The organism is Vibrio sp. N418, assembly GCF_000222565.1.
In the GTDB taxonomy this organism is placed as follows: Bacteria; Pseudomonadota; Gammaproteobacteria; order Enterobacterales; family Vibrionaceae; genus Vibrio; species Vibrio scophthalmi.
In genome coordinates this window covers 23,875-48,206 of sequence record NZ_AFWD01000039.1, presented here as the reverse complement: position 1 = coordinate 48,206, position 24,332 = coordinate 23,875, and the positions used below count along the sequence as shown (strand labels likewise).

Below are 24,332 nucleotides of genomic sequence, written 5' to 3'. Positions count from 1 at the left end.
TTGAGAACGAAAGTAACATTGCTGGCAAGAATAGCCAAAGACAATTCAAATAGATAGAGAGGCCATAGTGCGAAGATTCTTAGTTGGCGGCGCGGTTCGCGATCAGTTACTCAATCTGGATGTATACGACCAAGACTGGGTGGTCATCGGTGCAACCCCTGAGCAGATGCTGCAATTCGGCTATACTGCTGTGGGTAAAGACTTCCCCGTATTTCTCCATCCAAAGACCAAACAAGAGCATGCACTCGCGCGTACTGAGCGTAAAACAGGCGCTGGCTATACCGGCTTTGATTGTTACTTTGCCCCTGATGTCACATTAGAAGAAGATCTACTGCGCCGCGATCTGACCATCAATGCGATGGCGCAAGATGAACTCGGCAACATTATTGATCCTTACGGTGGCCAGCAAGATCTGCTCAACCGTAAGTTGCGCCATGTATCAGATGCATTTATCGAAGACCCATTGCGGGTGCTGCGCGTGGCACGCTTTGCAGCCAAGCTCGCTCATTTAGGTTTTACCGTTGCCGAAGAAACCATGATCTTAATGGCGCAAATTGTTGACGATGGCGAACTGGAGCATTTAACGGCAGAACGCGTTTGGCAAGAGTGGCAAAAATCACTGAGTTGCCAAGATCCACAAGTGTTTTTACAAGTATTGCGAGATTGCGGCGCTCTAGCGGTGGTGTTACCCGAAATCGATCGGTTGTTCGGCGTTCCACAACCCGAGCAGTGGCACCCTGAAATCGACACCGGTATTCATACCTTAATGGTGGCAAAACAAGCCGCGTTATTGAGCCACGCAACCACGGTACGCTTTGCCGCCCAAGTGCACGACTTAGGCAAGGGCGTGACACCTGAGAAAGAGTGGCCAAGCCACAAAATGCATTGCCACACTGGCATCAAGCTGATCAAACAACTGGCGGAACGGATCCGAATTCCAAATGAATACCGTGATTTAGCGCTGTTAGTCTGCGAGCAGCACTCCAACATACATCGGGCTGCGGAACTAAAACCGGCTACCAAGCTCAAGATACTCAACAAATTTGATGTTTGGCGCAAAACAGAACGCCTCGACGATATCTTGCTCTGCTGCATGGCCGATAGCCGTGGCCGAACGGGATTTGAAACCATCGATTACCCACAAAAAGGGATTTTTGAGCAAGCGTTTCAAGCCGCTTTATCGGTCGATGTCCAAGCCATCATTGCCGATGGATTCAAAGGTGTCGCGATTCGCGAAGAGATGGAAAAACGCAGAGTGGCCGCGATCGCAGAGGCATAGAGAAGCGAGAAGCGAGAAGCGAGAAGCGAGAAGCGAGAAGCGAGAAGCGAGAAGCGAAAATAGAACACGTTAGGGATCGAGTCAAACAGTTCGAGATCAAAGAAAGATTCCCTACTCCTTCCTTCGTCAGTCTATGGAATGACAAACTAAAACAGACAAAATGAATGAGGCTCTCGCTTCTCGAAAGCGAAGCGTTCTAAACTCTCGATTCTTATTTCGTCAGCCTCAGGCATGACAAACTGATACAGACAAAACGAGTGCCGCTCTCGCTTCTCGAAAGCGAAGCGTTCTCAACTCTCAGCTCTCACCCCCCAACCCTCGATTCTCATTTCTTCAGCCCAAAAAAAACGCCCCACCGAAGTGGAGCGTTTTAAAAAGCTATCTAGCTAAGTTAACTCAATTAAGAATTAAGCTTGACCTTTAACTTCTTTAAGACCGTTGAAAGGAGCGCGCTCACCTAGAGCTTCCTCGATACGGATAAGTTGGTTGTACTTAGCAACACGGTCAGAACGGCTCATAGAACCAGTTTTGATTTGACCTGCAGCTGTACCTACCGCTAGATCAGCGATAGTTGCATCTTCAGTTTCGCCTGAACGGTGAGAGATAACTGCTGTGAAACCAGCATCTTTAGCCATCTTGATTGCAGCTAGAGTCTCTGTTAGTGAACCGATTTGGTTGAACTTGATAAGGATTGAGTTAGTGATACCTTCTTCAATACCACGAGCAAGAATCTTAGTGTTAGTAACGAATAGATCGTCACCAACTAGTTGGATTTTGCCGCCTAGAAGTTCAGTTTGGTGTTTGAAACCAGTCCAATCAGACTCGTCAAGACCATCTTCGATAGAAACGATTGGGAATTGCTCAACTAGACCAGCTAGGTAGTGGTTGAACTCTTCAGCAGTGAACGTTTTGCCTTCACCTTTCAGGTTGTAGATACCTGATTCTTTGTCGAAGAACTCAGATGCAGCACAGTCCATAGCAAGAGTGATGTCTTTGCCTAGCTCGTAGCCAGCAGCTGCAACAGCTTCTGCGATAACTTCTAGCGCTTCAGCGTTAGATTTTAGGTTAGGAGCGAAACCACCTTCGTCGCCAACTGCAGTGTTGTAGCCTTTAGACTTCAATACTTTAGCTAGGTTGTGGAATACTTCAGCACCCATGCGAACTGCTTCTTTAAGAGTTTTAGCGCCAACTGGTTGGATCATGAACTCTTGGATGTCAACGTTGTTATCAGCGTGCTCACCACCGTTGATGATGTTCATCATTGGTAGAGGCATTGAGAACTGACCAGCAGTACCGTTTAGCTCAGCAATGTGCTCGTATAGAGGCATGCCTTTAGCAGCTGCAGCTGCTTTAGCGTTTGCTAGAGAAACCGCTAGGATAGCGTTCGCGCCGAATTTAGATTTGTTTTCAGTACCGTCAAGCTCGATCATTACTGCGTCGATTGCAGCTTGATCTTTAGCATCTTTACCAACTAGTGCGTCAGCGATTGCGCCGTTAACAGCTTCAAGAGCTTTAAGAACGCCTTTACCTAGGAAACGTGATTTGTCACCGTCACGTAGCTCAAGAGCTTCGCGTGAACCAGTTGATGCGCCAGATGGAGCAGCAGCCATACCTACGAAACCGCCTTCTAGGTGTACTTCAGCTTCTACAGTTGGGTTACCACGTGAATCGATGATTTCACGACCTAGAACTTTAACGATCTTAGACATTGAATGTTTCCTTCTCGTTGAATATATAATGTCAAAATTAACGGCAGCAACATATAACTGCTACTGCCTGTATTCCTTACTTCTCTAATTCGCCGCGCTGGAACTGACCAGCTGCTTTTACGAAACCGGCAAACAGTGGGTGACCATCACGCGGTGTCGATGTGAACTCTGGGTGGAATTGAGCCGCAACAAACCATGGGTGGTTCGGGTTCTCAATCACTTCTACCAGTTTCTTGTCCGCTGAAAGACCAGACACTTTTAGGCCTGCTTTTTCAATTTGTGGACGAAGATTATTGTTCACTTCGTAACGGTGACGGTGACGCTCATGAATGGTTGCGCTGCCGTACAGTTCGTGAGCTTTAGTGCCTTTTTCAAGGTGACATAGCTGTGAACCAAGACGCATAGTACCACCTAGATCTGAAGTTTCAGTACGTTCTTCAACTTTACCTTCACCATCAACCCATTCAGTGATCAAACCAACCACTGGGTACTTCGTCTCTTTATTAAATTCTGTTGAGTGTGCACCTTCCATACCCGCAACGTTGCGCGCGTATTCAATCAGTGCCACTTGCATACCTAGACAGATGCCTAAGTAAGGTACTTTGTTCTCACGAGCGTATTGCGCTGCAAGAATCTTACCTTCTACACCACGGTCGCCAAAGCCACCAGGTACTAGGATTGCATCAAGACCTTCTAGGATTTCAACACCTTTGCTCTCAACATCTTGAGAATCAACGTATTGAATCTTAACGCTTAGACGGTTCTTAAGACCAGCGTGTTTTAGCGCTTCGTTAACTGATTTGTATGCATCTGGTAGTTCAATGTACTTACCAACCATACCAATCGTCACTTCACCCGTTGGGTTCGCTTCTTCGTAGATTACTTGTTCCCACTCAGAAAGGTTTGCTGCTGGTGCAGTGATACCAAAACGAGTACATACAAGATCATCAAGGCCTTGAGCATGAATAAGTTGAGGGATTTTGTAGATAGAATCTACGTCCTTCATTGAGATTACTGCTTTTTCTTGTACGTTACAGAATAGAGCAATCTTCTTACGCTCGTTCGCTGGGATCGCACGATCACTACGACAAACTAGAATGTCAGGCTGAATACCGATTGAAAGAAGTTCTTTAACAGAGTGTTGAGTCGGTTTTGTTTTCACTTCACCTGCCGCAGCAAGGTAAGGAACCAATGTTAGGTGCATGAACATTGCACGTTCACGACCTAGCTCAACCGCTAACTGACGAATCGCTTCCATGAACGGTAGAGATTCGATATCACCAACAGTACCACCAACTTCAACGATCGCAACGTCGTGGCCTTGAGAGCCAGCGATTACACGGTCTTTGATCGCGTTAGTGATGTGAGGGATAACCTGAATGGTGGCGCCTAGGTAGTCACCGCGACGCTCTTTTGCTAGAACGTCTGAGTAAACACGACCTGCCGTAAAGTTATTGCGTTTAGTCATCTTGGTACGAATGAAACGTTCGTAGTGACCAAGATCAAGGTCTGTTTCTGCGCCATCTTCCGTGACGAACACTTCACCGTGTTGAGTTGGGCTCATTGTGCCTGGGTCAACGTTGATGTAAGGGTCAAGCTTCATCATGGTCACTTTAAGACCACGAGCTTCTAGAATAGCCGCAAGTGATGCAGCTGCAATACCTTTACCTAGAGAGGATACAACCCCGCCAGTAACAAAAATGTAATTTGTCGTCATGTTTAACCTGAAATTGGTTGAATGAGGGAAATAGATTTCTTCTGGACGGGATAAAAATATACCAGAAGCACCTAACCGCCACAACGTGAAATCTATCACACCACTATTTTTTATTTTTTGCTTCAAATCAAACTGGGTGGATACGACTGCCCCAACCACTTATTAGATGGGTCAATCTTGCCCCAATTTATCACTGAGCGAGAGTTCACCTACGCTCGTCTTGCTTCACTTCATCCCACCAGCCATCCAATTGTGCTAAATCGCACTGCTCAATTTGCAAGCCATTTTGTGCGACTTTTTGTTCAACCAATTGAAAGCGTTTAACAAACTTCAAGTTTGCTTTTGCAAGTGCGACCTCAGGGTTGACCTGCAGATGGCGGGCAAAATTCACCGTCGCAAACAGCAAATCGCCCAGCTCTAATTCCACTTTGTCTTGCGCAACATTAACTTGCAGCGCTTCTTCCATTACTTCATCAATTTCTTCACGAACTTTGTCGACCACCGGGCCAAGCGAATCCCAGTCAAATCCAACGCTGGCGCACTTTTTCTGGATCTTTGTAGCACGCGAAATAGCAGGTAGAGAATTTGGTATTGAGTCTAGAATACTTTGCTCAGATTTGCCCACTCTTGCTTTTTCTTTGGCTTTTTCGGCTTCCCAATTTGCATTAATTGCTTCATCAGAATCAAACTCAACCGCTGAAAAAACATGCGGATGACGACGGGTCAATTTTTCATTGACCGTTTCCACCACCTCAGAAAAATCGAACAAATCTTGCTCTTTGGCAATCTGGCTATAAAAGATCACTTGGAACAATAAATCCCCCAATTCTTCCTTGAGATTTGGCCAATCTTGATTATGGATTGCATCCACCACTTCATAGGTTTCTTCAATCGTATGCGGAACAATTGTTTCAAATGTTTGCTTACGATCCCAGGGACAACCCTTCTTTGGATCGCGCAATGTGGCCATAATCTGTTCTAACTGTTCAATTGGGTGGCTCATTTTCATTTTTTCCTTAAACAAAAAGGTGAGCAGCATAACCACTCACCTTTCATTATTTCTTTTAAATATTGTCGACGCTATCCCAATCTCTTGACTGACATTACATCTTTAATTTGCTCAACTCGCTTCGATACTCGCGCTAACACTTCGACATTATTCACTTCTAAATCAAAGTCTAATATCGATAATTGCGTGCGGTAATCAACACGACTCTTCATGCTGTTTACTTTGACTTTTTCGTTGGCAAACAAGGTGGTGATTTCTTTAAGCAAGCCACCACGTTCCATCGCTTCAACACGCAAAGTCAATAAGTAAGAGCCGGCAAAACCACTGCCCCACACAGTATCGATAATACGCTCTGGTGCGTGGTGACGTAGCTCTTCAAGCTGTTCACAATCAGCACGGTGCACTGAAATTCCGCGACCTTGAGTAATGTAGCCACAGATTTGATCGCCTGGGATCGGTTGACAACAACGTGCCAAATGATTCATCAGGTTATCGACCCCTTCTACCACCACGGCATCTTTATTTGGACGCGTAGGCGTGGACGGTTTGTTTTCCGCTTCGAGGAGTTTTTCAAGCGCCTGCTTGTCTTCTTCTTCCGCGGTTGGTTTGTTCACCAAGGCGTTGATGTGATTGATAATTTGATTAATACGTAAATCACCACTACCAACACCGACATACAATTCATCAGCAGAATTAACGTTAAAACGTTTCAACGCGTATTGCTCAGCGTGTTTTAACGTTGCGCCAATTTTACCCAGTTCATGCTCAAGGATTTCACGCCCCGCTTCGAGGTTCTTCTCACGGCTTTGTTTGCGGAACCAGGCATTGATTTTCGCGCGGGCGCGACCGGATGTAACAAACCCCAGTGATGGATTTAACCAGTCGCGAGAGGGATTTGGCTCTTTCTGGGTGATGATTTCAACTTGGTCGCCCATCGATAGCTTATGGGTGAATGGGACGATACGTCCGCCCACTTTGGCACCGATACAGCGGTGACCGACCATAGAGTGAATGTGATAAGCAAAATCGAGCGGTGTGGCCCCCATCGGCAAATCGACCACATCACCACGCGGAGTAAAGGCATAGACGCGATCATCAAACACTTGGCTACGCAGCTCATCGAGCATTTCACCAGAATCTGACATCTCTTCTTGCCAATCAATTAGCTTACGCAGCCAAGTGATCTTCTCATCGTAACCACTGCGACCAGCGCTGGCACCTTCTTTGTATTTCCAGTGCGCAGCCACGCCCAATTCAGAATCTTCATGCATGTCTTTTGTACGGATCTGAATCTCGATAGTTTTGCCTTCAGGCCCTAAAACAACAGTATGAATCGATTGATAACCATTCGGTTTTGGGTTGGCAACGTAATCGTCAAACTCACTTGGTAAGTGTTTGTATTTCGTATGAACGATACCTAATGCTGCATAGCAGTCTTGCAGTTTGTCGGCGATGATACGCACTGCGCGCACGTCAAACAGCTCGTCAAACTCCAAGCTCTTTTTCTGCATTTTGCGCCAAATGCTGTAGATGTGTTTAGGACGGCCACTCACCTCAGCATTAATGCCGGTGGCTTGCATCTCATTGGTTAGGTCATCGACAAAATCTTTGATGTATTGTTCACGAACAATACGTCGTTCAGAAAGCTGCTTGGCGATCTGTTTGTAGGTTTCTGGTTGCTGGTAACGAAAAGCGTAATCTTCGATTTCCCACTTTAACTGACCAATCCCAAGACGGTTCGCCAGTGGTGCATAGATGTTGGTACATTCTTGCGCGGCGGCTCGACGGACTTCATCCGGTGCTTTTTTTACTTCAATCAGATTACAAATACGTTCAGCCAACTTAATGACCACGCAGCGGAAATCATCCACCATCGCCAGTAACATGCGGCGCACGTTATCTACTTGCGATGATGCCGCGCTGCCTTCAAGGGTGACGTTCAGTTGGCCAAGAGCGGCCATCTCTTCAACGCCATCAATCAGCTTGATAATTTCTTTATTGTATTCTTCTTCAAGTTTCTCACGCTGCAACGCACCACTAGAGACCAATGGAAACAGCTGCGCTGCCACCAGCGTTGGCTTATCCATCGATAAGGTGATGAGAATTTCAATCATCTCACGACCACGCCACAACAACAGTTGTGCGTCATCGTTGTCTTGCAAAAACGTTTCGCACTGACGATACACTTCAGTTAAGCGCTGAGCAGTTTTGACATCTTGCTTCAAGCTAGCGATCCACTTCTCTAGCTCAAACTGTTCATCTTGATTTAAATGCGCGCTTCTTACCGCAACCATCTTTTTTCGTCCTAGTTCTTATTTTTATACCGACTAACCCTGTCTAATAGGCTATTTTACCTAGCGTTAGTTCCTTTATTTATGCTTTTGCATAACAAATAGAGCCATCGACTCTAGATGAGCTGTATGTGGGAACATATCCAACATACCCAACTTTTCCAGCTGGTAGCCTTGTTTCAGCAAGCTTTGGCTATCTCTGGCAAGCGTAGCAGGATTACATGAAACGTAAACCACACGTTGTGCACCCAGTCGAGATAACTGGTCTACTATACCACTTGCACCCGCTCTAGCTGGATCGAGCAGTATCTTATCAAACTTTTCTCTAGCCCACGGCTGAGATGACAAATCTTGTTCTAAATTTGCTTGGTAGAACAGAGCATTATTTAGGTGGTTTAGCGCTGCATTGCTTTGCGCCTTTTCTACCATCGCCTCAACACCTTCAACACCGACAACAGTTTTCACTTGTTTTGCCAGTGGTAAGCTGAAGTTACCCAAACCACAGAACAGATCCAATACGCGGTCATTTTCACTCAATTCAAGCCAGTTAAGCGCCTGTTCAACCATCTGCTGGTTTACTTTCTGGTTCACTTGAATGAAGTTGTTGGGTGCAAAAGGAATGGTTACGCCCGCTTCTAAATAATGCGCTTCATCACCTAACACTAAGTCAAGTTGTTCAGCCTGCGGCATCAAATACAAACTGGTGTTGTGCGCTGCGGCAAACGCTTCAAGTTGCTGCTGTTCTTTGTTGGTCAGAGGTTTTAGATGACGTAAAACCATCACATTGGTGTTATCGCCTTTCACCAATTCAATATGGCCAATGGACTCTTGGCGTGTAAACCCTTGCAATAATTGATAAAGCTCTGGCAACATCACATTCAATTCAGGCGCTAAAACCGGACAGTTCGTCACATCAACAATTTGCTTACTCTGCTTGCGGCGGAAACCAAACTGCAACTGACGCGTTTTTTTATCCACCATCACGCTAATACGCGCTCGACGACGATAGCCTAGACCATCCCCCGAGATTGGCGATTCAAGAGCTAAGCTTTGGCCAGAGAACTTACTCATCAATTCTGACAAAGTTTGTTGCTTATATTCCAGCTGAGACTCCAAACCAAGATGCTGCATATTACAGCCGCCACACTGCTCATAAACCGGACAAAATGGCTTAACTCGCAACTCGCTGGCCTTTTGCACTTTGATTAAGTTCGCGCGCGAAAACTTACTTTTGTCTTCTGTTAGTTGCACCAAAACCTGCTCACCCGCGAGTGCACCATCGATAAACACAGGCTTACCGTTTTGGTAGCAAATGCCAGCACCTTGGTGATCCAATTTATCCACGGTCATGGATTGATGCTTGGTGTTGAGTTGTGTTTTCTTTTTCGGTTGGAAAAAACGCGCCATGCTTTGTGCCTGCTATCTATGTGCTGCAAATAGTCCAGGCGTCACCTTTTAGAGCCTGGATCATTGTGTGAGCCGAGTGAGTTGATTATGCTTAACTCTTCGACGGCTCATTTTATGATGGCTATTTTCCCATATCCACACCACGATGTTTAGACAATAATGACCAGATATGGCTTACGCGCCCGCGTTATTACTCTCACTCTAGCGCCAACCCTAATAATTGGTTTGCTTCTGAGCGCGATTTTCTCTTTCAACCGCTATCACGACTTAGAAAGACAAGTGATCAATTCTGGTCTAAGTATTATCGAACCACTGGCTATCGCCAGTGAAGATGGGCTAAAAAACAATAGCCGTGAATCAGTGCGACGCATTATTGGCTATGCGCACCGAAAAAATTCCAAATTTGTCCGCAGTATTGCGGTGTTTGATTACAACCACGACTTATTTGTTACCTCAAACTTCCATCCGAATTTTGAATCACTGACGTTTCCGCGCAATGAACCAATCCCTTTGTTAGTCACTTCTAACTTAAATGACAATACATTGGTTTTAAGGGCGCCGATCATCAGTGAGTCCGGCATCATTTCTAGTCCACGAGGTCAACAAAACAACCCAGCAATGGGCTATATCGCGATTGAGCTCGACTTATCTTCGCTACGTCTACAGCAATACCAAGAAATTTTCTCCGCGTTTTTAGTGCTGCTTACCGGCTTAGGCCTATCCGGCTTTTTCGCGATGCGCTTAATGCATGACGTCACCCGACCAATTTCGCACATGAAAAATATGGTCGACCGGATTCGTCGCGGCCATCTTGATGTGCGAATTGAAGGAAAGATGCATGGTGAATTGGATCAGTTGAAAAACGGTATCAATGCGATGGCGGTATCACTGTCTGAATACCATGTTGAAATGCAACACAGCATTGATCAGGCCACCTCCGATTTACGTGAAACGCTAGAGCAGCTCGAAATCCAAAACGTCGAGTTAGACATTGCTAAAAAACGTGCTCAAGAAGCCGCGCGAGTAAAATCCGAATTCTTAGCCAACATGTCGCACGAGTTACGCACCCCACTTAACGGTGTCATTGGCTTTACTCGTCAAATGCTCAAAACCAAGCTTTCCAATAGCCAAACCGATTATTTGCAAACCATCGAAAAGTCGGCCAACAACTTATTAACCATTATTAATGACATTCTCGACTTCTCCAAACTGGAAGCGGGCAAACTGGCGCTAGAAAATATTCCATTTGAATTCCAAGAGACCTTAGAAGAGGTGGTGAACTTGCAAGCCACCAGCGCACATGAAAAAGGCTTGGAAATCACCTTGAAGATTGATCCTAAAGTGCCGATTGGTCTGGTGGGCGATCCACTGCGTATTCAGCAAGTCCTCACCAACCTCGTTGGCAACTCGATCAAATTTACCGAGCGCGGCAACATCGACATCAGTGTTGAACTACGTTCGCAAAAAGAAGATGTGGTCGAACTGCAATTTATGGTTCGAGACACGGGCATCGGCATTTCAGAGCGCCAACAGGCGCAGCTATTCCAAGCCTTTAGTCAAGCGGATGCGAGTATTTCGCGTCGTTACGGCGGTACAGGCTTGGGCTTGGTTATCACCCAGAAGCTGGTTAGTCAGATGGGCGGTGAAATTAGTCTCACTAGCCGCCTCCACCAAGGTTCAACCTTCTGGTTCACCTTACGCTTGCATGCTACCGACATGCCGATGAGTGAGCTGATTGAATCACAAGTGCTCAATCAGCGCTCACTGCTCTTGGTGGAGCCAAACATGCAGGCCGCTTCAATTACACGCCAAACTCTGGCACAGCAAGGGCTGGTTGTTACCTATCGCTCTTCCATGCCTGATGAAGTCGAGACGTTTGACTATGTACTGCTTAACCTTGCACCAAACCGTTCTAACGAGGTAGGCAAAGTCGAGAAGCAAGTTGAGCAAGCGCTACTCTGTGCGCCACACGTGGTGGTCGGTACACCAAGTACCGCATTGGCGCTCTCTGATCATTTGATTCAGAAATATCAGATCCACTGTGTTACCAAGCCGCTATCTCGTAAGAAGCTATTGCAAACCTTGGCCGCGAACCAAGAAAGCCTACCTGAGATTGAAATTGAAATACCGATCAATACAGAAACCTTGCCATTAACAGTGATGGCGGTGGATGACAATCCAGCCAACTTAAAACTGATCAGCGCGCTACTTGATGAACGTGTTGAACATGTCATCACTTGTACCAATGGTAAAGATGCCGTCAAACAAGCCGAAGTACGCCATTTCGATATCATTTTGATGGATATTCAGATGCCGCATATGGATGGTGTCACCGCTTGTAATGCCATCAAGAAAACCACCCTCAATGGCAATACTCCCGTGATTGCGGTGACCGCTCATGCGATGAGTGGCGAACGCGATCGCCTGTTGAAAGCGGGTATGGATGACTATCTGACTAAACCAATTGAAGAGCATGTGTTGCAGCAGGTATTGATGCATTGGAGTCCGCACACTAAAGAAGACGAACTGCAAAAGCTGACGATTCCCGCCCAGACAGAAGTGATTCAGCAGCATCTGATCAGTGAGCACAGCAATATGATCATTGATTGGCAAGCGGCATTAAAGCAGTCAGCCAACAAAGAGGATCTCGCTAAAGAGATGCTGCAAATGTTGCTCGACTATATGCCAGAAGTCAGCAGCATCGTAGAACAAGCATTGGAAAATGAAAACTTTGAGGTTGAACAGTTGATTCACCACGTGCACAAGCTGCATGGCAGCTGTTCTTATTGTGGTGTGCCGCGCTTGAAGAACGTCTGCGCCACGATCGAGAAAGCTCTGCGCTCTGGCAACACAATCGAAGATATTGAGCCGGAGTTATTCGAGCTGCAAGATGAAATGGAAAAAGTTACGGCTAGCGCCCAGCCCTACCTGGTGGAAAGCGAGAGCTAGACGCTGACCGCTAAACCCAAGCGAACCAAAACAAAAAAGAGCGCAGAAGCGCTCTTTTTCTTTAGCCACCATCTCTACATCGTTTCGTAAATCACTGTCGCCATAGCGTAATGACGTTCATCTGAGATAGAAAGATGGATATGAGCAACCCCTTTAGTGGTCGCAATCTCAAGCGCTTTACCGCTCAATGTTAATATTGGCTTGCCCAGTTCATCATTCGCGATGGTGAAGTCTTGAAAACTCACGCCCATCGCAATACCGGTACCTAGCGCTTTTGATGCCGCTTCTTTGGCAGCAAAACGCTTAGCCAAATAACGCCCTTGCTGTTTCAGTGAATCAAACACGACAAGTTCTTGCGCAGTTAAGATCCGCTCCGCAAATGCCATTCCGCTACGAGACAATGCTTTTTCTACCCGCTCAATTTCAGCGATGTCTGTGCCTAGACCAATAATCGCCATTGCTTATTTACGCGCTTCAACCATCAAAGCTTTCATATCCGCCACCGCTTTATTCAAACCGTCAAAAGCAGCACGGCCAATAATTGAGTGGCCAATATTTAACTCATAAATCTCTGGAATTGCCGCAATCGCAGCCACATTATGGTAAGTCAAACCGTGTCCAGCATTGACTGTGATGCCCAGATTGTCAGCATAGCTTGCACCTGCGGCAATTTTTTTCAGCTCATCCGCTTGATCGGTTTCACTTTGTGTATCCGCATAATGACCGGTGTGCAGCTCAATAAATGGTGCGCCACACTCTTTCGCCGCATCAATTTGCTCGCGATCGGCATCAATAAACAAAGAAACTTTGATCCCCGCAGCTGAGAGCTTTTGCGTCGCCGCTTTGACTTTTTCTAGCTGACCCGCAACGTTAAGCCCACCTTCAGTGGTTAACTCTTCACGCTTTTCTGGAACCAAACAAACGTATTCAGGTTGAGTTTGCAGTGCAATCTCAATCATCTCATCCGTGACAGCCATTTCTAGGTTCATTCGAGTTTGCAGCGTCTCACGCAGAATACGTACATCACGGTCATTAATATGACGGCGATCTTCACGTAGGTGAATAGTAATGCCATCCGCACCGGCACGCTCTGCAATCTCAGCAGCATGAACAGGATCTGGGTACTTGGTACCACGGGCATTACGTAGCGTTGCAATATGGTCGATGTTAACACCTAGGTAGATTGAGCTCATTTTTCAATACTCCGTGCTCGGGGGGCTCTTGAGATAAAGAGTTCCCTACTTTTTAATGGTTTACCACCAAGATAAGGCTTTAACGCTATACGTGTAAAGCGCTTTGCGGCGTGTAATTGTTGTTTGGTAACAAATCGACGCTCACTGATCGCAATCAGTTCATCGCCTTTGAAAGTGAGATTATCAAAGCGTACCGAGGCTATAAACCCCTTCTGCTCGCGGTAGCGATAGGTCATGTTTGGATCAATCGGCTCACCGGTACCGGCACAATGGAGAAAATCAACACCGTAACCCAATGCAGAGAGCATCGCTAACTCAAAACGGCGCAGTGCTGGCTCAGGGTTATCCGCTTGGGCTAATTCCGTCAACGCATGCAAGTAATCATGAAACAACCCTGGCATTGGCACTTCGGCCATCAACACTCGCCCAATCAACTCGTTTACATACATCGCTGAATAGAGAAAGATGCCCGAAAGTGGCAACCCCAAGCTGATCGGTTCGGCTTGGCGTAAGGTTTTCATTGAGCTATTGCCTGACCACTTGAGTAACAAAGGGGTAAACGGCTGTAATGCGCCTTTCAGGTTCGAACGCTTACTGCGTGCCCCTTTAGACATCAATGTGACACGACCATACTCCTCACTAAATACATCAAGGATCAAACTCGATTCACTGTAAGGGCGGCGGTGCAATACAAAGCAGCGCTGTAAGCCTTCTGAAGACATAGTTTTCTATACGTATTCCATAATAAAAAAGGAGCCATTAAGGCTCCCTTTAAATACGAACTCGGAGCGACACACTATCGCCTAAGCTCGTTACAAATCGTCGATGTAACCAAGTGAACGTAGGGCGCGTTCATCATCCGCCCAACCCGATTTCACTTTTACCCATGTTTCTAGGTAAACTTTACGACCGAACAACTCTTCCATATCAAGGCGTGCTTCGCGACCGATGGTTTTGATTTTCTCGCCACCTTTACCAATCACCATTTTCTTCTGACCGCTGCGTTCAACAAGAATCAATGCATTGATGTGGAAGCCATCGGTGTCTGGGTTGTAATCGAAACGTTCAATCTCAACCGTCACTGAGTAAGGTAATTCCTCACCAGTAAAGCGCATCAATTTTTCACGAACGATTTCAGACGCCATAAAGCGCTGTGAACGGTCTGTCACATACTCTTCAGGGAAGTGGTGCGTCGCTTTTGGCAAGTGCGCACGTACGTGCTTACGCAGTACATCAACGTTCTTACCATGTTTCGCTGAAATAGGCACGATATCGACAAAGTCCATCAACTTCGACAAATCAGCCATGTGCAGCATAACGTCGTTACGATCGTTTACTACATCAACTTTGTTGACACACAACACCACTGGGAAATTCGCGTTGCGTAGCTTGTTAAGTACCATCTCATCGTCGGCAGTCCAATGAGTACCATCGACAAGGAAGAACACCAAGTTCACATCGCTTAGCGATGAGTTGGCCGCACGGTTCATCAAACGGTTGATAGCGCGTTTTTCTTCAATGTGTAACCCCGGTGTATCAACGAAAATCGCTTGGTAATCGCCTTCGGTGTCAACACCCATAATGCGGTGACGGGTGGTTTGTGGCTTACGTGAAGTGATCGAAATCTTCTGACCAAGAATATTGTTCAGTAGCGTCGATTTACCTACGTTAGGACGGCCAACAATGGCGATAAAGCCACAGTGTTGGTTGGTTGGCGAGCTTGTTTTTTTCTCGCCGCCTGATGCGAAGTACGCATCGATATCAAATTCGTTGTTGTCTGTTGAATCAGCCATTGGTCAATTGCTCTAATGCCGTTTCCGCAGCCGCCTGTTCTGCCTTGCGACGACTGGTACCTTTACCAATTACAGGTGATCCAGTACCTGCAACCTCACACGACACAGTAAACTCTTGGTTGTGTGCCTCACCTTTAATATTAGTCACTGTGTAGACAGGCAGCGGTTTTCTGCGACCTTGCAAAAACTCTTGTAGGCGAGTTTTTGGATCTTTCTGTGACGCACCAGGCTTAATCTCATCAAGACGAGTTTGGTACCAGCTCAGCACAATACCGCGAACCACTTCGATGTCACTATCTAGATAGATAGCGCCAATGATAGCTTCGACAGCATCGGCCAGAATAGAATCACGACGGAAACCGCCACTTTTCAATTCACCTGGACCTAATTTTAAGTAATCTCCTAGAACAAATTCGCGTCCTAGTTCCGCCAATGTATTTCCGCGTACCAGCGTTGCACGCATACGGCTCATATCACCTTCGTTTACTTTCGGAAAGCGGTGATACAGTTCATCAGCAATGACAAAACTTAAAATTGAATCGCCCAGAAACTCAAGACGTTCATTGTGTTTCCCATTAGCGCTGCGGTGTGTCAGCGCTAAATTGATAAACTCGGCATCATTAAATGTGTAGCCGAGTTTTTTCTCTAAAATTGCGATTGGAGAATTCATACTCTCTCGATTTGGTTAGTTAATTCCACCGATGCGGTTGAAGCGCACACCAGTTGGGATCCAAGTAGGCAAAACACTATCCTGATCACGCTCAAATTCAAAGCTGATCCAAATAGCGACGGCTTTACCGACTAAGTTGGCTTCTGGAACAAAGCCCCAGTAGCGACTGTCAGCACTGTTGTCACGGTTATCACCCATCACAAAGTATTGACCTTCTGGTACCACCCACTCGGCAACACCGCTACGAGGCTCGTACGCCTCAATGCGATCTTCACGAAGTGGATTGATAAGAATTTGATGATCATGCTCACCCAGTTGCTCGTTCATTTGAATCATGTGCACGCCGCTTTGCATTAGCTTGCTCTTTTCAACATTGAACAGTTTTACTGGCTTACACTCGCCTTCACCTGGCTTTTGAATACAAATCTGTTTATCGGTGCTGTAACGCACGATATCACCCGGTAAACCGACCACACGCTTAATGTAATCAACACTTGGCTGAGGTGGATATTTAAAGACGATTGGATCGCCACGCTCAGGTTTACCTGTTTCAACTAATTGAGTACGCCATACAGGATCTTTTAGACCGTAAGCGTATTTTTCAACCAAGATAAAATCCCCAACAAGCAATGTTGGCATCATGGAGCCTGAAGGGATTTGAAATGGTTCATAAACAAACGAACGCAGTATCAGAACAAAAGCAATTACAGGGAAAATCGACACACTATTTTCAATCCACCATGGCTGCGCGGAGACTTTTTCTCTCGCCGCCGCATCCAAGCCGTTAGTTTGCGCTTCAACTTCAGCCAATTTCTGCTGACGTTTTTTTGCAAAAACCAACTTCTCTAGCACCCATACAATACCAGTAACTAAGGTTACTAGAACTAGGATCAGTGAAAACGTATTCGCCATTGACTTCCCTTACTTTCAAAAACACGAAAGTGAAAGAGCCGAAACCCTTTCACTTATTTTGATCATGATACTGAGCGGTTGCCCAATTTTTTAATCTTTACCAACATGAAGAATCGCTAGGAACGCTTCTTGAGGCAGTTCAACGTTACCGATCTGCTTCATACGTTTCTTACCTTCTTTCTGTTTCTTCAACAGTTTTTTCTTACGGCTGATATCGCCACCGTAACATTTAGCGATTACGTTTTTACGCAACTGCTTAACGGTAGAACGAGCGATAATGTGGTTACCAATTGCCGCTTGAATTGCGATATCAAACATTTGACGAGGGATGAACTCTTTCATCTTCTCAACCAATAGACGACCACGGCTTTGTGATTGATCTTTGTGAGTGATGATAGCCAATGCATCCACTTTGTCGCCGTTCAATAGTACGTCCACACGTACCATATTTGATGCTTCAAAGCGTTGGAAGTTGTAATCCAATGATGCGTAACCACGTGATGTTGATTTCAAACGGTCGAAGAAGTCGAGAACCACTTCTGCCATTGGAATATCGTAAGTCACGGCAACTTGGTTACCATGGTAAACCATGTCAACTTGCATGCCGCGTTTTTCAACACACAAGGTAATGACGTTACCTAAGTAGTCGGCAGGTACTAAGATGTTACAACGAGCAATCGGCTCACGCATCTCTTCAATGTCGTTGATTGCTGGCAGTTTAGCTGGGCTATCAACATACAAGGTTGTACCGTCAGTTTGAATCACTTCGTACACTACCGTTGGTGCGGTAGTGATAAGATCTAGATCGTATTCACGCTCTAAACGCTCTTGAATGATTTCCATGTGCAGCATACCAAGGAAACCACAACGGAAACCAAAGCCTAGTGCTGCTGAGCTCTCTGGCTCATAAAATAGTGACGCATCATTTAGGCTTAATTTGCCTAGTGCATCACGGAAGTTTTCGTAATCATCAGACGATACTGGGAATAGGCCAGCGTATACCTGAGGCTTCACTTTTTTAAAGCCTGGAAGTGCGCTTTCACAACCATTTTTTGCCAGTGTTAGTGTATCACCAACCGGTGCGCCCAAGATGTCTTTAATACCACAAACCACCCAACCTACTTCGCCAGTATTTAGCTCTGTGGTGTCGATTTGTTTTGGTGTGAAGATACCTAAGCGATCAACACCCCAAACTTGGCCAGTGCTCATCACTTTGATCTTGTCGTTTTTCTTGATTGAGCCGTTTTTAATACGAACCAATGAAACAACGCCAAGGTAGTTATCAAACCATGAGTCGATGATCAGCGCTTGTAACGGTGCATCAGGATCACCTTCAGGTGCAGGGATTGCAGCAACGATGTTTTCTAGTACATCTTCCACACCCAAGCCCGTTTTTGCACTACAACGCGTTGCTTCCATCGCGTCGATGCCTACGATCTCTTCAATCTCTTCCGCTACGCGCTCTGGCTCTGCAGCTGGTAAGTCAATCTTGTTTAGGATTGGAACGACTTCTAGATCCATCTCGATAGCGGTGTAACAGTTTGCCAATGTTTGCGCTTCTACGCCTTGACCTGCATCCACTACCAATAGAGCACCTTCACACGCTGCAAGCGAACGAGATACTTCGTAAGAAAAGTCTACGTGCCCAGGAGTGTCGATGAAGTTTAGTTGGTATGTTTCACCATCTTTTGCCGTGTAATCAAGCGTTACACTTTGCGCTTTAATGGTAATACCGCGCTCACGTTCAAGGTCCATAGAATCAAGAACTTGGGCTGCCATTTCGCGATCGGATAAACCGCCACAAACTTGGATCAGACGGTCAGATAGGGTCGACTTACCGTGGTCGATGTGGGCGATAATCGAAAAGTTACGAATGTGCTTCATGGTTTGGTATGACTAAGCTCTTTTAAATAGGACATAAGAAAGCCGTCGTTTGACGGCATTTCAATCAAGTTGGAGGATTCTATCCAATTTTGTTACCCAAGTCACTTGAGTATTTCACTGGATAGGCTCGCCCAATACTCTTAATAATATGACTTGTTGCGAGGATTGTCGCTCGATGCGCAAAGCCAAACGCTTGGCAAGTATGATGCCAAGTGCGGTTGCAAGCATAGAACATAGTATAACAGTGCCCTCACCCAAGCCGAAGGCAGGGGCAATCCACCAATGCGCAACAAGCGCGCCAATGATGAGAGAAAACAGCGGTACTAAATAGACAATTGCCGCCGATTGCAGCAAGCTTTTTTCAGCCATACCGATCTCGACGACTTGGCCGACTTTCAGCAACTGCTGCGTGGCCAAATGCCAATGCAGCACTTTGCTGCCAATGGCTTTGGAGACAATACCGGTGCCGCAATTCTTCTGAGAAGCGCAGCTTGAGCAACTGGTTTTTTGTTCGCAACTGAGTTCAACGTCATAGCCTGATGCACAAGGCGTGACGGCCGACACCGTCGCCAATGCCGTCATCATGGCTTAACTTTCTCTTGCGATTCAGCCGATGGCTTGGTGAAACTTACCGATTGAGCGATGCGCTTCGCCGTTGCTGGAGGGATATCCCCCACCACTGATATTTCCGCGTTATCACGCACAAAGGTATGTAGCGTACGACGCCCTTGACGAACTATCTGACCTTTCAGTGAATGATCGTCTCGCGGCGAAACGTAAATCGAAAAGTTAAACAAACCATCAGTGTACATTTGGCTTTCAACCATGCGTTCAGTGTTCGCCATACGGTAGCGATTCAGCTCTTTAGCTTTAAAGCCTTTCGGGATCCAACCGACCGTCCAGTAAGATTGTTTGACTTCACCTTTTGGCAACGACAACACTTGCGGTAGTTTCACGTCGTTCAAACCCGCGAGGATCTGAGCAATTTTATCATTGACGCTATATGAAATAGTTCGGTACTGCTCGAGCACTTCGCCATCGCGATCAACCAGATCGGCACGCAGTGGTAATTTGCTCTTCTCATCGATCCATAGGATGTAGCTGTAGCGTAAGCCATCTTTTGGCACTACACGCAGCACTTGGCAAGCAACGCCTGCTTCACGCGCACGACCCACTTTAATAAAGTCGTACAATTCGCTGAGCTGTTCTACATCCGAATTAAGCAGTGGGATCGTCGGCGCGACCATATTGCTTGATTCAATCGTAAAAGGATCTGTACCCGGCTCGATATAGCTGATTTCGTCACCACGACGAATCACTTCTCGCACCGGACCACTTAAATAGACCAGGTGTGCGAGTTGTTGTTGCTCATCAATCGCATGACGATACAACAAAGGTTCAATACTGTTTTTCTTAATCAGGATATAAGAGAGTTCATAATTGAGTTGCTGACTGGCTTGGTTCATTTGAAGCAACAAAGCCTCTGCAGGTTTTTCATCTGCAAAGGCTAATGGAGTATTCAAACTGAACAGCGCCAGCGCACTGATCAGAATTTTTTTCATTCAACTACCGTATCTGGATGATCGTTACGATCCATTGAGCTTTCACTATTAAGTCTAAGCTGTAGTTCGTAATCTTGCAGCATCGCGTTAATGCGGCGACGTTGCTCTTGTACGTTGACGCCATTTTTTGGCGCTTGCTCAACCGAATCACGGGTCAAGCTTACTGGCTCAACACTGCCACTAAATGGGATCGTTTGCAGTACGGGAAGTGGATCTGTGCCACTTTCTACGTCTCCACCCGTTTGTTGAACCCCCAGAATCACCGCAAGGGAAACGCAAGCAGCAATACCTACCTGGCCAAATTGCGTAATCCACGCTGGTAGGTTGCGTTTCGCCTGATGCGGTGCTGGTTGAGATTCAATACGCGCCTCGTCAATACTTGTCACATTATGTGCGTCAAGCTGACGGTGAGCCGGTTCATTTTCTAGCGCTAAAGCAACGCTTTCAGCAATGTTCCACTCTGGCTTGTGCGGTGCATCTCCACGTAGTACATCACCAATTAAATGGTAATTTTTCCACGCGTCTAAGCCTGCTTGGTCATTTTCCAACTCTGCAATCAGAGCCTTATCAACCAATTCTCCATCCATGAGTGCTGAAAGTTTTTCTTTGTCAGCCATTATTTTCACCATTAAGTTGCGACTAGCGTTGCAAAAGAGGTTGGATTTTTTTCTCAACCGCTTCGCGTGCACGGAAGATACGCGAGCGTACCGTTCCAACAGGGCAATCCATCACTACGGCAATCTCTTCATAGCTTAAGCCATCCAGCTCTCGCAGAGTCATCGCAGTTTTTAAATCGTCAGGTAGTGCTTCTATCGCACTGAAAACCACACGTTTCAATTCATTGGACAACGTTAAGTTCTCAGGGTTCGATATTTCTTTTAATGCACTGCCTGTTTCGTAATATTCGGCGTCTTCAGTGTCCACATCTTGCGCAGGTGGCCTACGGCTTTGGGCTACTATGTGGTTTTTCGCAGTATTAACAGCGATACGATATAACCAAGTATAAAATGCGCTTTCGCCACGGAAACTAGGTATTGCTCGATAAGCTTTAATAAATGCTTCTTGCGCTACGTCAGGCACATCGCCAGGATTATTAACGTAACGGGAAATAAGATTGCAGACTTTGTTTTGATATCTCAAAACTAATAAATTGAATGCTTGCTTATCGCCACTCTGAACTCGCTCAATTAATACTTGATCGGTCAGCTGCTCGTTCATTCGAGCGGGTACTCCTATCGTTTTACACCCCTATCCAAGCAGATATGAGTATTTATTATGCATAATGTAGTATTGACACCACTGCTTACTTGAGCACTATTGTGACCAAACAAAAAAAAGAAAGTTCAAACAAATTTCATTTTTTTGGTGATTAAGTAATGGGCTACTTCGTCTTTTGCTAGATTGTGAGGACGACAGGCATGAAAAGCAATGACAATAAAACACTATTCCGATGTACAGAGTGTTATTATTGGCATTAATCGTTTTGGGTAGAGTGCTTCCACTCTACGATAACTCAGGATTTTAAAACTTTTATGAACGCAAACCGTGAACATCAGTGTGATGTGTTAGTGATAGGTAGTGGTGCTGCCGGTCTATCGTTAGCGTTGCGTGTTGCCGAACATGGCAAAGTCATTGTGTTAAGTAAAGGACCACGCAGTGAAGGTGCAACATTTTACGCCCAAGGCGGTATCGCCGCGGTGTTTGATGAGTCTGACAGCATAGATTCACACGTTGAAGATACGCTGATCGCAGGCGGAGGCATCTGTGAGAAAGAAACCGTTAAATTTATCGCTGAAAACGCCAAAGAGTGCGTACAGTGGTTAATCGATGGTGGCGTTCCCTTTGACCGTGTTGAAAATGACAGCGATGAAGCGCCTCGTTATCACCTAACCCGTGAAGGTGGCCACAGCCATCGCCGCATTCTGCATGCCGCAGACGCGACCGGGATGGCGATGCAAACATCACTGCAAGATAACGTTCATAATCACCCCAACATTACGGTTCTCGAACGCCACAACGCCCTTGACCTGATCACCGCAGATAAAATCGGTGGTGACCGTGATACCGTCGTCGGCGCTTACATTTGGAACCGTAACGACGAACACGTGGAAACCGTACGTGCAAAATTTGTCGTATTGGCAACCGGCGGTGCTTCGAAAGTGTATCAATACACCTCGAACCCAGATGTCTCATCCGGTGATGGCATCGCGATGGCATGGCGTGCGGGTTGTCGCGTAGCAAACCTTGAGTTCAACCAGTTCCACCCGACCTGTTTGTATCACCCTGAATCGCGTAACTTCCTGCTAACGGAAGCATTACGTGGGGAAGGCGCATTCCTACGCCGTCCAGACGGCACTCGCTTTATGCCTGATTTCGATGAGCGCGCCGAGCTTGCGCCTCGTGATGTGGTTGCTCGCGCTATCGACTTTGAAATGAAGCGCCTTGGCGCAGACTGCATGTATGTGGATATCAGCCATAAGCCCGCAGATTTCATTGAAAAACACTTCCCAACCATTCACGCAAAGTTGATGGAACTCGGGATTGATATGACTAAAGAGCCCATTCCAATTGTGCCTGCGGCCCACTATACCTGTGGCGGCGTGATGGTCGACCAACGTGGTCAAACCGATTTATCGCACCTGTATGCGATTGGTGAAGTGAGCTATACCGGCCTGCATGGTGCTAACCGTATGGCATCAAACTCGCTATTAGAATGTGTGGTGTACGCTTGGTCAGCAGCACAGAACATCATCGACAATATTAATAACGTCGAGCTACCCTCAAGCTTACCTTGCTGGGATGAAAGCCAAGTCACTAACAGTGATGAAGAAGTGATCATCCAACACAACTGGCATGAACTACGTCTGTTTATGTGGGACTATATGGGTATCGTACGTACTGACAAACGTCTTGAACGAGCACTACGTCGCATCCAACTATTGCAACAAGAAACCCACGAGTATTACAGCACATTCCGCGTATCAAACAACCTACTTGAGCTGCGTAACTTACTGCAAGTTGCCGAGTTAATGGTGCGTTGTGCGATGGAACGTAAAGAGAGTCGTGGTTTGCATTACACCCTTGACTACCCAGAACCAGCGGAAGAGAGTGGCCCAACGATTTTGGTGCCAAACAAGCTGAGCGAGTAATCGCATCGCTCATGCTGTGAGATTGTCTAAGGGAGCCTAGTGCTCCCTTTTTAATTGTAAGATCAATTGGCGATACGCCTGCGGATCGATACTATCACGCCATAACACATGCCAATGTTTATCAATGCGCAGCAATAGGGCCCATTCGAGCAATGCAAACACCACGACCCCAATCTTCGCTTGCGAACCCGCCCATTGGATACGCCCATCAGCATAAACCGTCACCGAACCATACAGCGGCTTACGCAGCAAGCCATATTGCCTATTCGCTTCAATCAACAGCACGAGTAGAGACAGACTTGGCACTAAAGGAATGGCGCTAACGCTAATAAAACAACAGGCCAATACCATTAAGATGGCATTGGCCTGTAAGTAATAATGACTGAACTGAACGTTGAAATTAACGTTCGTTGTCGAGTTAACGTACTTTGCTGAGGTTGTGGGCAACAATTTTATCAACCATCGAGGCATGGCTTAAGTTTTCACTACGTGCATGCCCCATAATCCAAGTAAACAAATCTGGATCATCACACTCAAGTAGAGAGACAAAATCACGTTGCTCAGTTTCTGTTAATGCGTCAAAACACTCTTCAAAAAACGGCATCACAACAACATCTAGTTCTAGCATGCCACGACGACATGCCCATTTAATACGCGCTTTTTCTTCCGTGGTGTACATTCTACTTCCTCACCTAAATCGGTTATTTGCCCCGAGTGTAGCAAGCTAGACCTGCAACAACTACTATCTCAGTCACACAACCGTCACACTTTTGCTTGTCTGGAGCATTGTCGCAAAATTGCAAAACCT

21 protein-coding genes are annotated in these 24,332 nt (G+C 46.2%); 3 read left to right on the top strand and 18 right to left on the bottom strand.

Annotation, left to right across the window (positions count from 1 at the left end; translation table 11 throughout):
- Positions 1-67: 67 nt before the first annotated feature.
- Entirely contained in the window at positions 68-1,279 is a 1,212-nt protein-coding gene (locus tag RH86_RS07345; RefSeq protein WP_009385763.1) for a multifunctional CCA addition/repair protein, read from the top strand.
- 407 nt (positions 1,280-1,686) lie between these two features.
- Here the strand turns inward: RH86_RS07345 and eno are convergent, their stop codons facing one another.
- From eno to rlmD, 5 genes are all read right to left on the bottom strand, one after another.
- Positions 1,687-2,988 carry a phosphopyruvate hydratase gene (gene eno / locus RH86_RS07340; protein WP_009385762.1) on the bottom strand — a complete coding sequence of 434 codons (1,302 nt, stop codon included), beginning with the start codon at positions 2,986-2,988 and terminating at the stop codon, positions 1,687-1,689.
- Between the two features lie 76 nt (positions 2,989-3,064).
- Positions 3,065-4,705: a CTP synthase gene (locus RH86_RS07335; protein ID WP_005593068.1), complete on the bottom strand. Its 1,641-nt coding sequence runs from the start codon at positions 4,703-4,705 to the stop codon at positions 3,065-3,067.
- Positions 4,706-4,910: 205 nt separating this feature from the next.
- Positions 4,911-5,708 carry a nucleoside triphosphate pyrophosphohydrolase gene (mazG, locus tag RH86_RS07330; RefSeq protein ID WP_038219418.1) on the bottom strand — a complete coding sequence of 266 codons (798 nt, stop codon included), beginning with the start codon at positions 5,706-5,708 and terminating at the stop codon, positions 4,911-4,913.
- Between the two features lie 77 nt (positions 5,709-5,785).
- Positions 5,786-8,008 carry a GTP diphosphokinase gene (relA, locus tag RH86_RS07325; RefSeq protein WP_009385760.1) on the bottom strand — a complete coding sequence of 741 codons (2,223 nt, stop codon included), beginning with the start codon at positions 8,006-8,008 and terminating at the stop codon, positions 5,786-5,788.
- Between the two features lie 75 nt (positions 8,009-8,083).
- Positions 8,084-9,412 (bottom strand): 23S rRNA (uracil(1939)-C(5))-methyltransferase RlmD, encoded by a 1,329-nt coding sequence (gene rlmD, locus RH86_RS07320; protein ID WP_009385759.1) that lies wholly within the window; start codon positions 9,410-9,412, stop codon positions 8,084-8,086.
- Positions 9,413-9,571: 159 nt separating this feature from the next.
- Here rlmD and barA point away from each other — a divergent pair, with 159 nt between their 5' ends.
- Positions 9,572-12,361: a two-component sensor histidine kinase BarA gene (gene barA / locus RH86_RS07315; protein WP_009385758.1), complete on the top strand. Its 2,790-nt coding sequence runs from the start codon at positions 9,572-9,574 to the stop codon at positions 12,359-12,361.
- 74 nt (positions 12,362-12,435) lie between these two features.
- On the opposite strand, the gene acpS is transcribed toward barA, so the two are convergent.
- The 11 genes from acpS to rpoE form a co-directional block, all read right to left on the bottom strand.
- Positions 12,436-12,819, bottom strand: a complete 384-nt coding sequence (gene acpS / locus RH86_RS07310) for a holo-ACP synthase (RefSeq protein WP_009385757.1) — start codon at positions 12,817-12,819, stop codon at positions 12,436-12,438.
- Positions 12,820-12,822: 3 nt separating this feature from the next.
- Positions 12,823-13,554: a pyridoxine 5'-phosphate synthase gene (gene pdxJ, locus RH86_RS07305; RefSeq protein ID WP_009385756.1), complete on the bottom strand. Its 732-nt coding sequence runs from the start codon at positions 13,552-13,554 to the stop codon at positions 12,823-12,825.
- Positions 13,551-14,276, bottom strand: coding sequence for a DNA repair protein RecO (gene recO / locus RH86_RS07300; RefSeq protein WP_009385755.1), 726 nt, complete (start codon positions 14,274-14,276; stop codon positions 13,551-13,553). Before recO ends, pdxJ begins: the two co-directional genes overlap by 4 nt.
- A 90-nt stretch (positions 14,277-14,366) precedes the next feature.
- Positions 14,367-15,347, bottom strand: a complete 981-nt coding sequence (era, locus tag RH86_RS07295) for a GTPase Era (protein WP_009385754.1) — start codon at positions 15,345-15,347, stop codon at positions 14,367-14,369.
- The gene (rnc, locus tag RH86_RS07290) at positions 15,340-16,017 is read right to left on the bottom strand and encodes a ribonuclease III (protein ID WP_006710221.1); all 678 of its coding nucleotides are present in this window, start codon (positions 16,015-16,017) and stop codon (positions 15,340-15,342) included. Before rnc ends, era begins: the two co-directional genes overlap by 8 nt.
- Positions 16,018-16,032: 15 nt before the next feature.
- Positions 16,033-16,929, bottom strand: coding sequence for a signal peptidase I (gene lepB / locus RH86_RS07285; protein ID WP_009385753.1), 897 nt, complete (start codon positions 16,927-16,929; stop codon positions 16,033-16,035).
- A 90-nt stretch (positions 16,930-17,019) separates the two neighbouring features.
- A complete protein-coding gene (lepA, locus tag RH86_RS07280; protein WP_005593055.1) occupies positions 17,020-18,813 on the bottom strand; it encodes a translation elongation factor 4 in 1,794 nt (597 codons plus the stop codon).
- Between the two features lie 114 nt (positions 18,814-18,927).
- Positions 18,928-19,398: a SoxR reducing system RseC family protein gene (locus RH86_RS07275; protein ID WP_009385752.1), complete on the bottom strand. Its 471-nt coding sequence runs from the start codon at positions 19,396-19,398 to the stop codon at positions 18,928-18,930.
- Positions 19,395-20,375 carry a sigma-E factor regulatory protein RseB gene (rseB, locus tag RH86_RS07270; protein WP_009385751.1) on the bottom strand — a complete coding sequence of 327 codons (981 nt, stop codon included), beginning with the start codon at positions 20,373-20,375 and terminating at the stop codon, positions 19,395-19,397. Before rseB ends, RH86_RS07275 begins: the two co-directional genes overlap by 4 nt.
- Positions 20,372-21,004 (bottom strand): sigma-E factor negative regulatory protein, encoded by a 633-nt coding sequence (locus tag RH86_RS07265; protein ID WP_241270819.1) that lies wholly within the window; start codon positions 21,002-21,004, stop codon positions 20,372-20,374. Before RH86_RS07265 ends, rseB begins: the two co-directional genes overlap by 4 nt.
- 10 nt (positions 21,005-21,014) lie before the next feature.
- Complete coding sequence (rpoE, locus tag RH86_RS07260; RefSeq protein ID WP_005593048.1) at positions 21,015-21,593, bottom strand: RNA polymerase sigma factor RpoE; 579 nt, start codon at positions 21,591-21,593, stop codon at positions 21,015-21,017.
- A 314-nt stretch (positions 21,594-21,907) separates the two neighbouring features.
- Between rpoE and nadB the strand changes: the two genes are divergently transcribed.
- Positions 21,908-23,524, top strand: a complete 1,617-nt coding sequence (gene nadB / locus RH86_RS07255) for an L-aspartate oxidase (RefSeq protein ID WP_009385749.1) — start codon at positions 21,908-21,910, stop codon at positions 23,522-23,524.
- Between the two features lie 36 nt (positions 23,525-23,560).
- Here nadB and RH86_RS07250 read toward each other — a convergent pair whose 3' ends face one another.
- Together RH86_RS07250 and RH86_RS07245 are read right to left on the bottom strand one after the other, a co-directional pair.
- Entirely contained in the window at positions 23,561-23,974 is a 414-nt protein-coding gene (locus RH86_RS07250) for a protein YgfX (protein ID WP_223296330.1), read from the bottom strand.
- The gene (locus tag RH86_RS07245) at positions 23,943-24,203 is read right to left on the bottom strand and encodes a succinate dehydrogenase assembly factor 2 (protein WP_005593045.1); all 261 of its coding nucleotides are present in this window, start codon (positions 24,201-24,203) and stop codon (positions 23,943-23,945) included. Before RH86_RS07245 ends, RH86_RS07250 begins: the two co-directional genes overlap by 32 nt.
- Positions 24,204-24,332: the final 129 nt, after the last annotated feature.

Coding starts and splice junctions, on each gene's coding strand:
- eno (WP_009385762.1), bottom strand. CDS start 2,988: ATGTCTAAGATCGTTAAAGTTCTAGGTCGTGAAATCATCGATTCACGT.
- RH86_RS07335 (WP_005593068.1), bottom strand. CDS start 4,705: ATGACGACAAATTACATTTTTGTTACTGGCGGGGTTGTATCCTCTCTA.
- mazG (WP_038219418.1), bottom strand. CDS start 5,708: ATGAGCCACCCAATTGAACAGTTAGAACAGATTATGGCCACATTGCGC.
- relA (WP_009385760.1), bottom strand. CDS start 8,008: ATGGTTGCGGTAAGAAGCGCGCATTTAAATCAAGATGAACAGTTTGAG.
- rlmD (WP_009385759.1), bottom strand. CDS start 9,412: ATGGCGCGTTTTTTCCAACCGAAAAAGAAAACACAACTCAACACCAAG.
- barA (WP_009385758.1), top strand. CDS start 9,572: ATGACCAGATATGGCTTACGCGCCCGCGTTATTACTCTCACTCTAGCG.
- acpS (WP_009385757.1), bottom strand. CDS start 12,819: ATGGCGATTATTGGTCTAGGCACAGACATCGCTGAAATTGAGCGGGTA.
- pdxJ (WP_009385756.1), bottom strand. CDS start 13,554: ATGAGCTCAATCTACCTAGGTGTTAACATCGACCATATTGCAACGCTA.
- recO (WP_009385755.1), bottom strand. CDS start 14,276: ATGTCTTCAGAAGGCTTACAGCGCTGCTTTGTATTGCACCGCCGCCCT.
- era (WP_009385754.1), bottom strand. CDS start 15,347: ATGGCTGATTCAACAGACAACAACGAATTTGATATCGATGCGTACTTC.
- rnc (WP_006710221.1), bottom strand. CDS start 16,017: ATGAATTCTCCAATCGCAATTTTAGAGAAAAAACTCGGCTACACATTT.
- lepB (WP_009385753.1), bottom strand. CDS start 16,929: ATGGCGAATACGTTTTCACTGATCCTAGTTCTAGTAACCTTAGTTACT.
- lepA (WP_005593055.1), bottom strand. CDS start 18,813: ATGAAGCACATTCGTAACTTTTCGATTATCGCCCACATCGACCACGGT.
- RH86_RS07275 (WP_009385752.1), bottom strand. CDS start 19,398: ATGATGACGGCATTGGCGACGGTGTCGGCCGTCACGCCTTGTGCATCA.
- rseB (WP_009385751.1), bottom strand. CDS start 20,375: ATGAAAAAAATTCTGATCAGTGCGCTGGCGCTGTTCAGTTTGAATACT.
- RH86_RS07265 (WP_241270819.1), bottom strand. CDS start 21,004: ATGGTGAAAATAATGGCTGACAAAGAAAAACTTTCAGCACTCATGGAT.
- rpoE (WP_005593048.1), bottom strand. CDS start 21,593: ATGAACGAGCAGCTGACCGATCAAGTATTAATTGAGCGAGTTCAGAGT.
- nadB (WP_009385749.1), top strand. CDS start 21,908: ATGAACGCAAACCGTGAACATCAGTGTGATGTGTTAGTGATAGGTAGT.
- RH86_RS07245 (WP_005593045.1), bottom strand. CDS start 24,203: ATGTACACCACGGAAGAAAAAGCGCGTATTAAATGGGCATGTCGTCGT.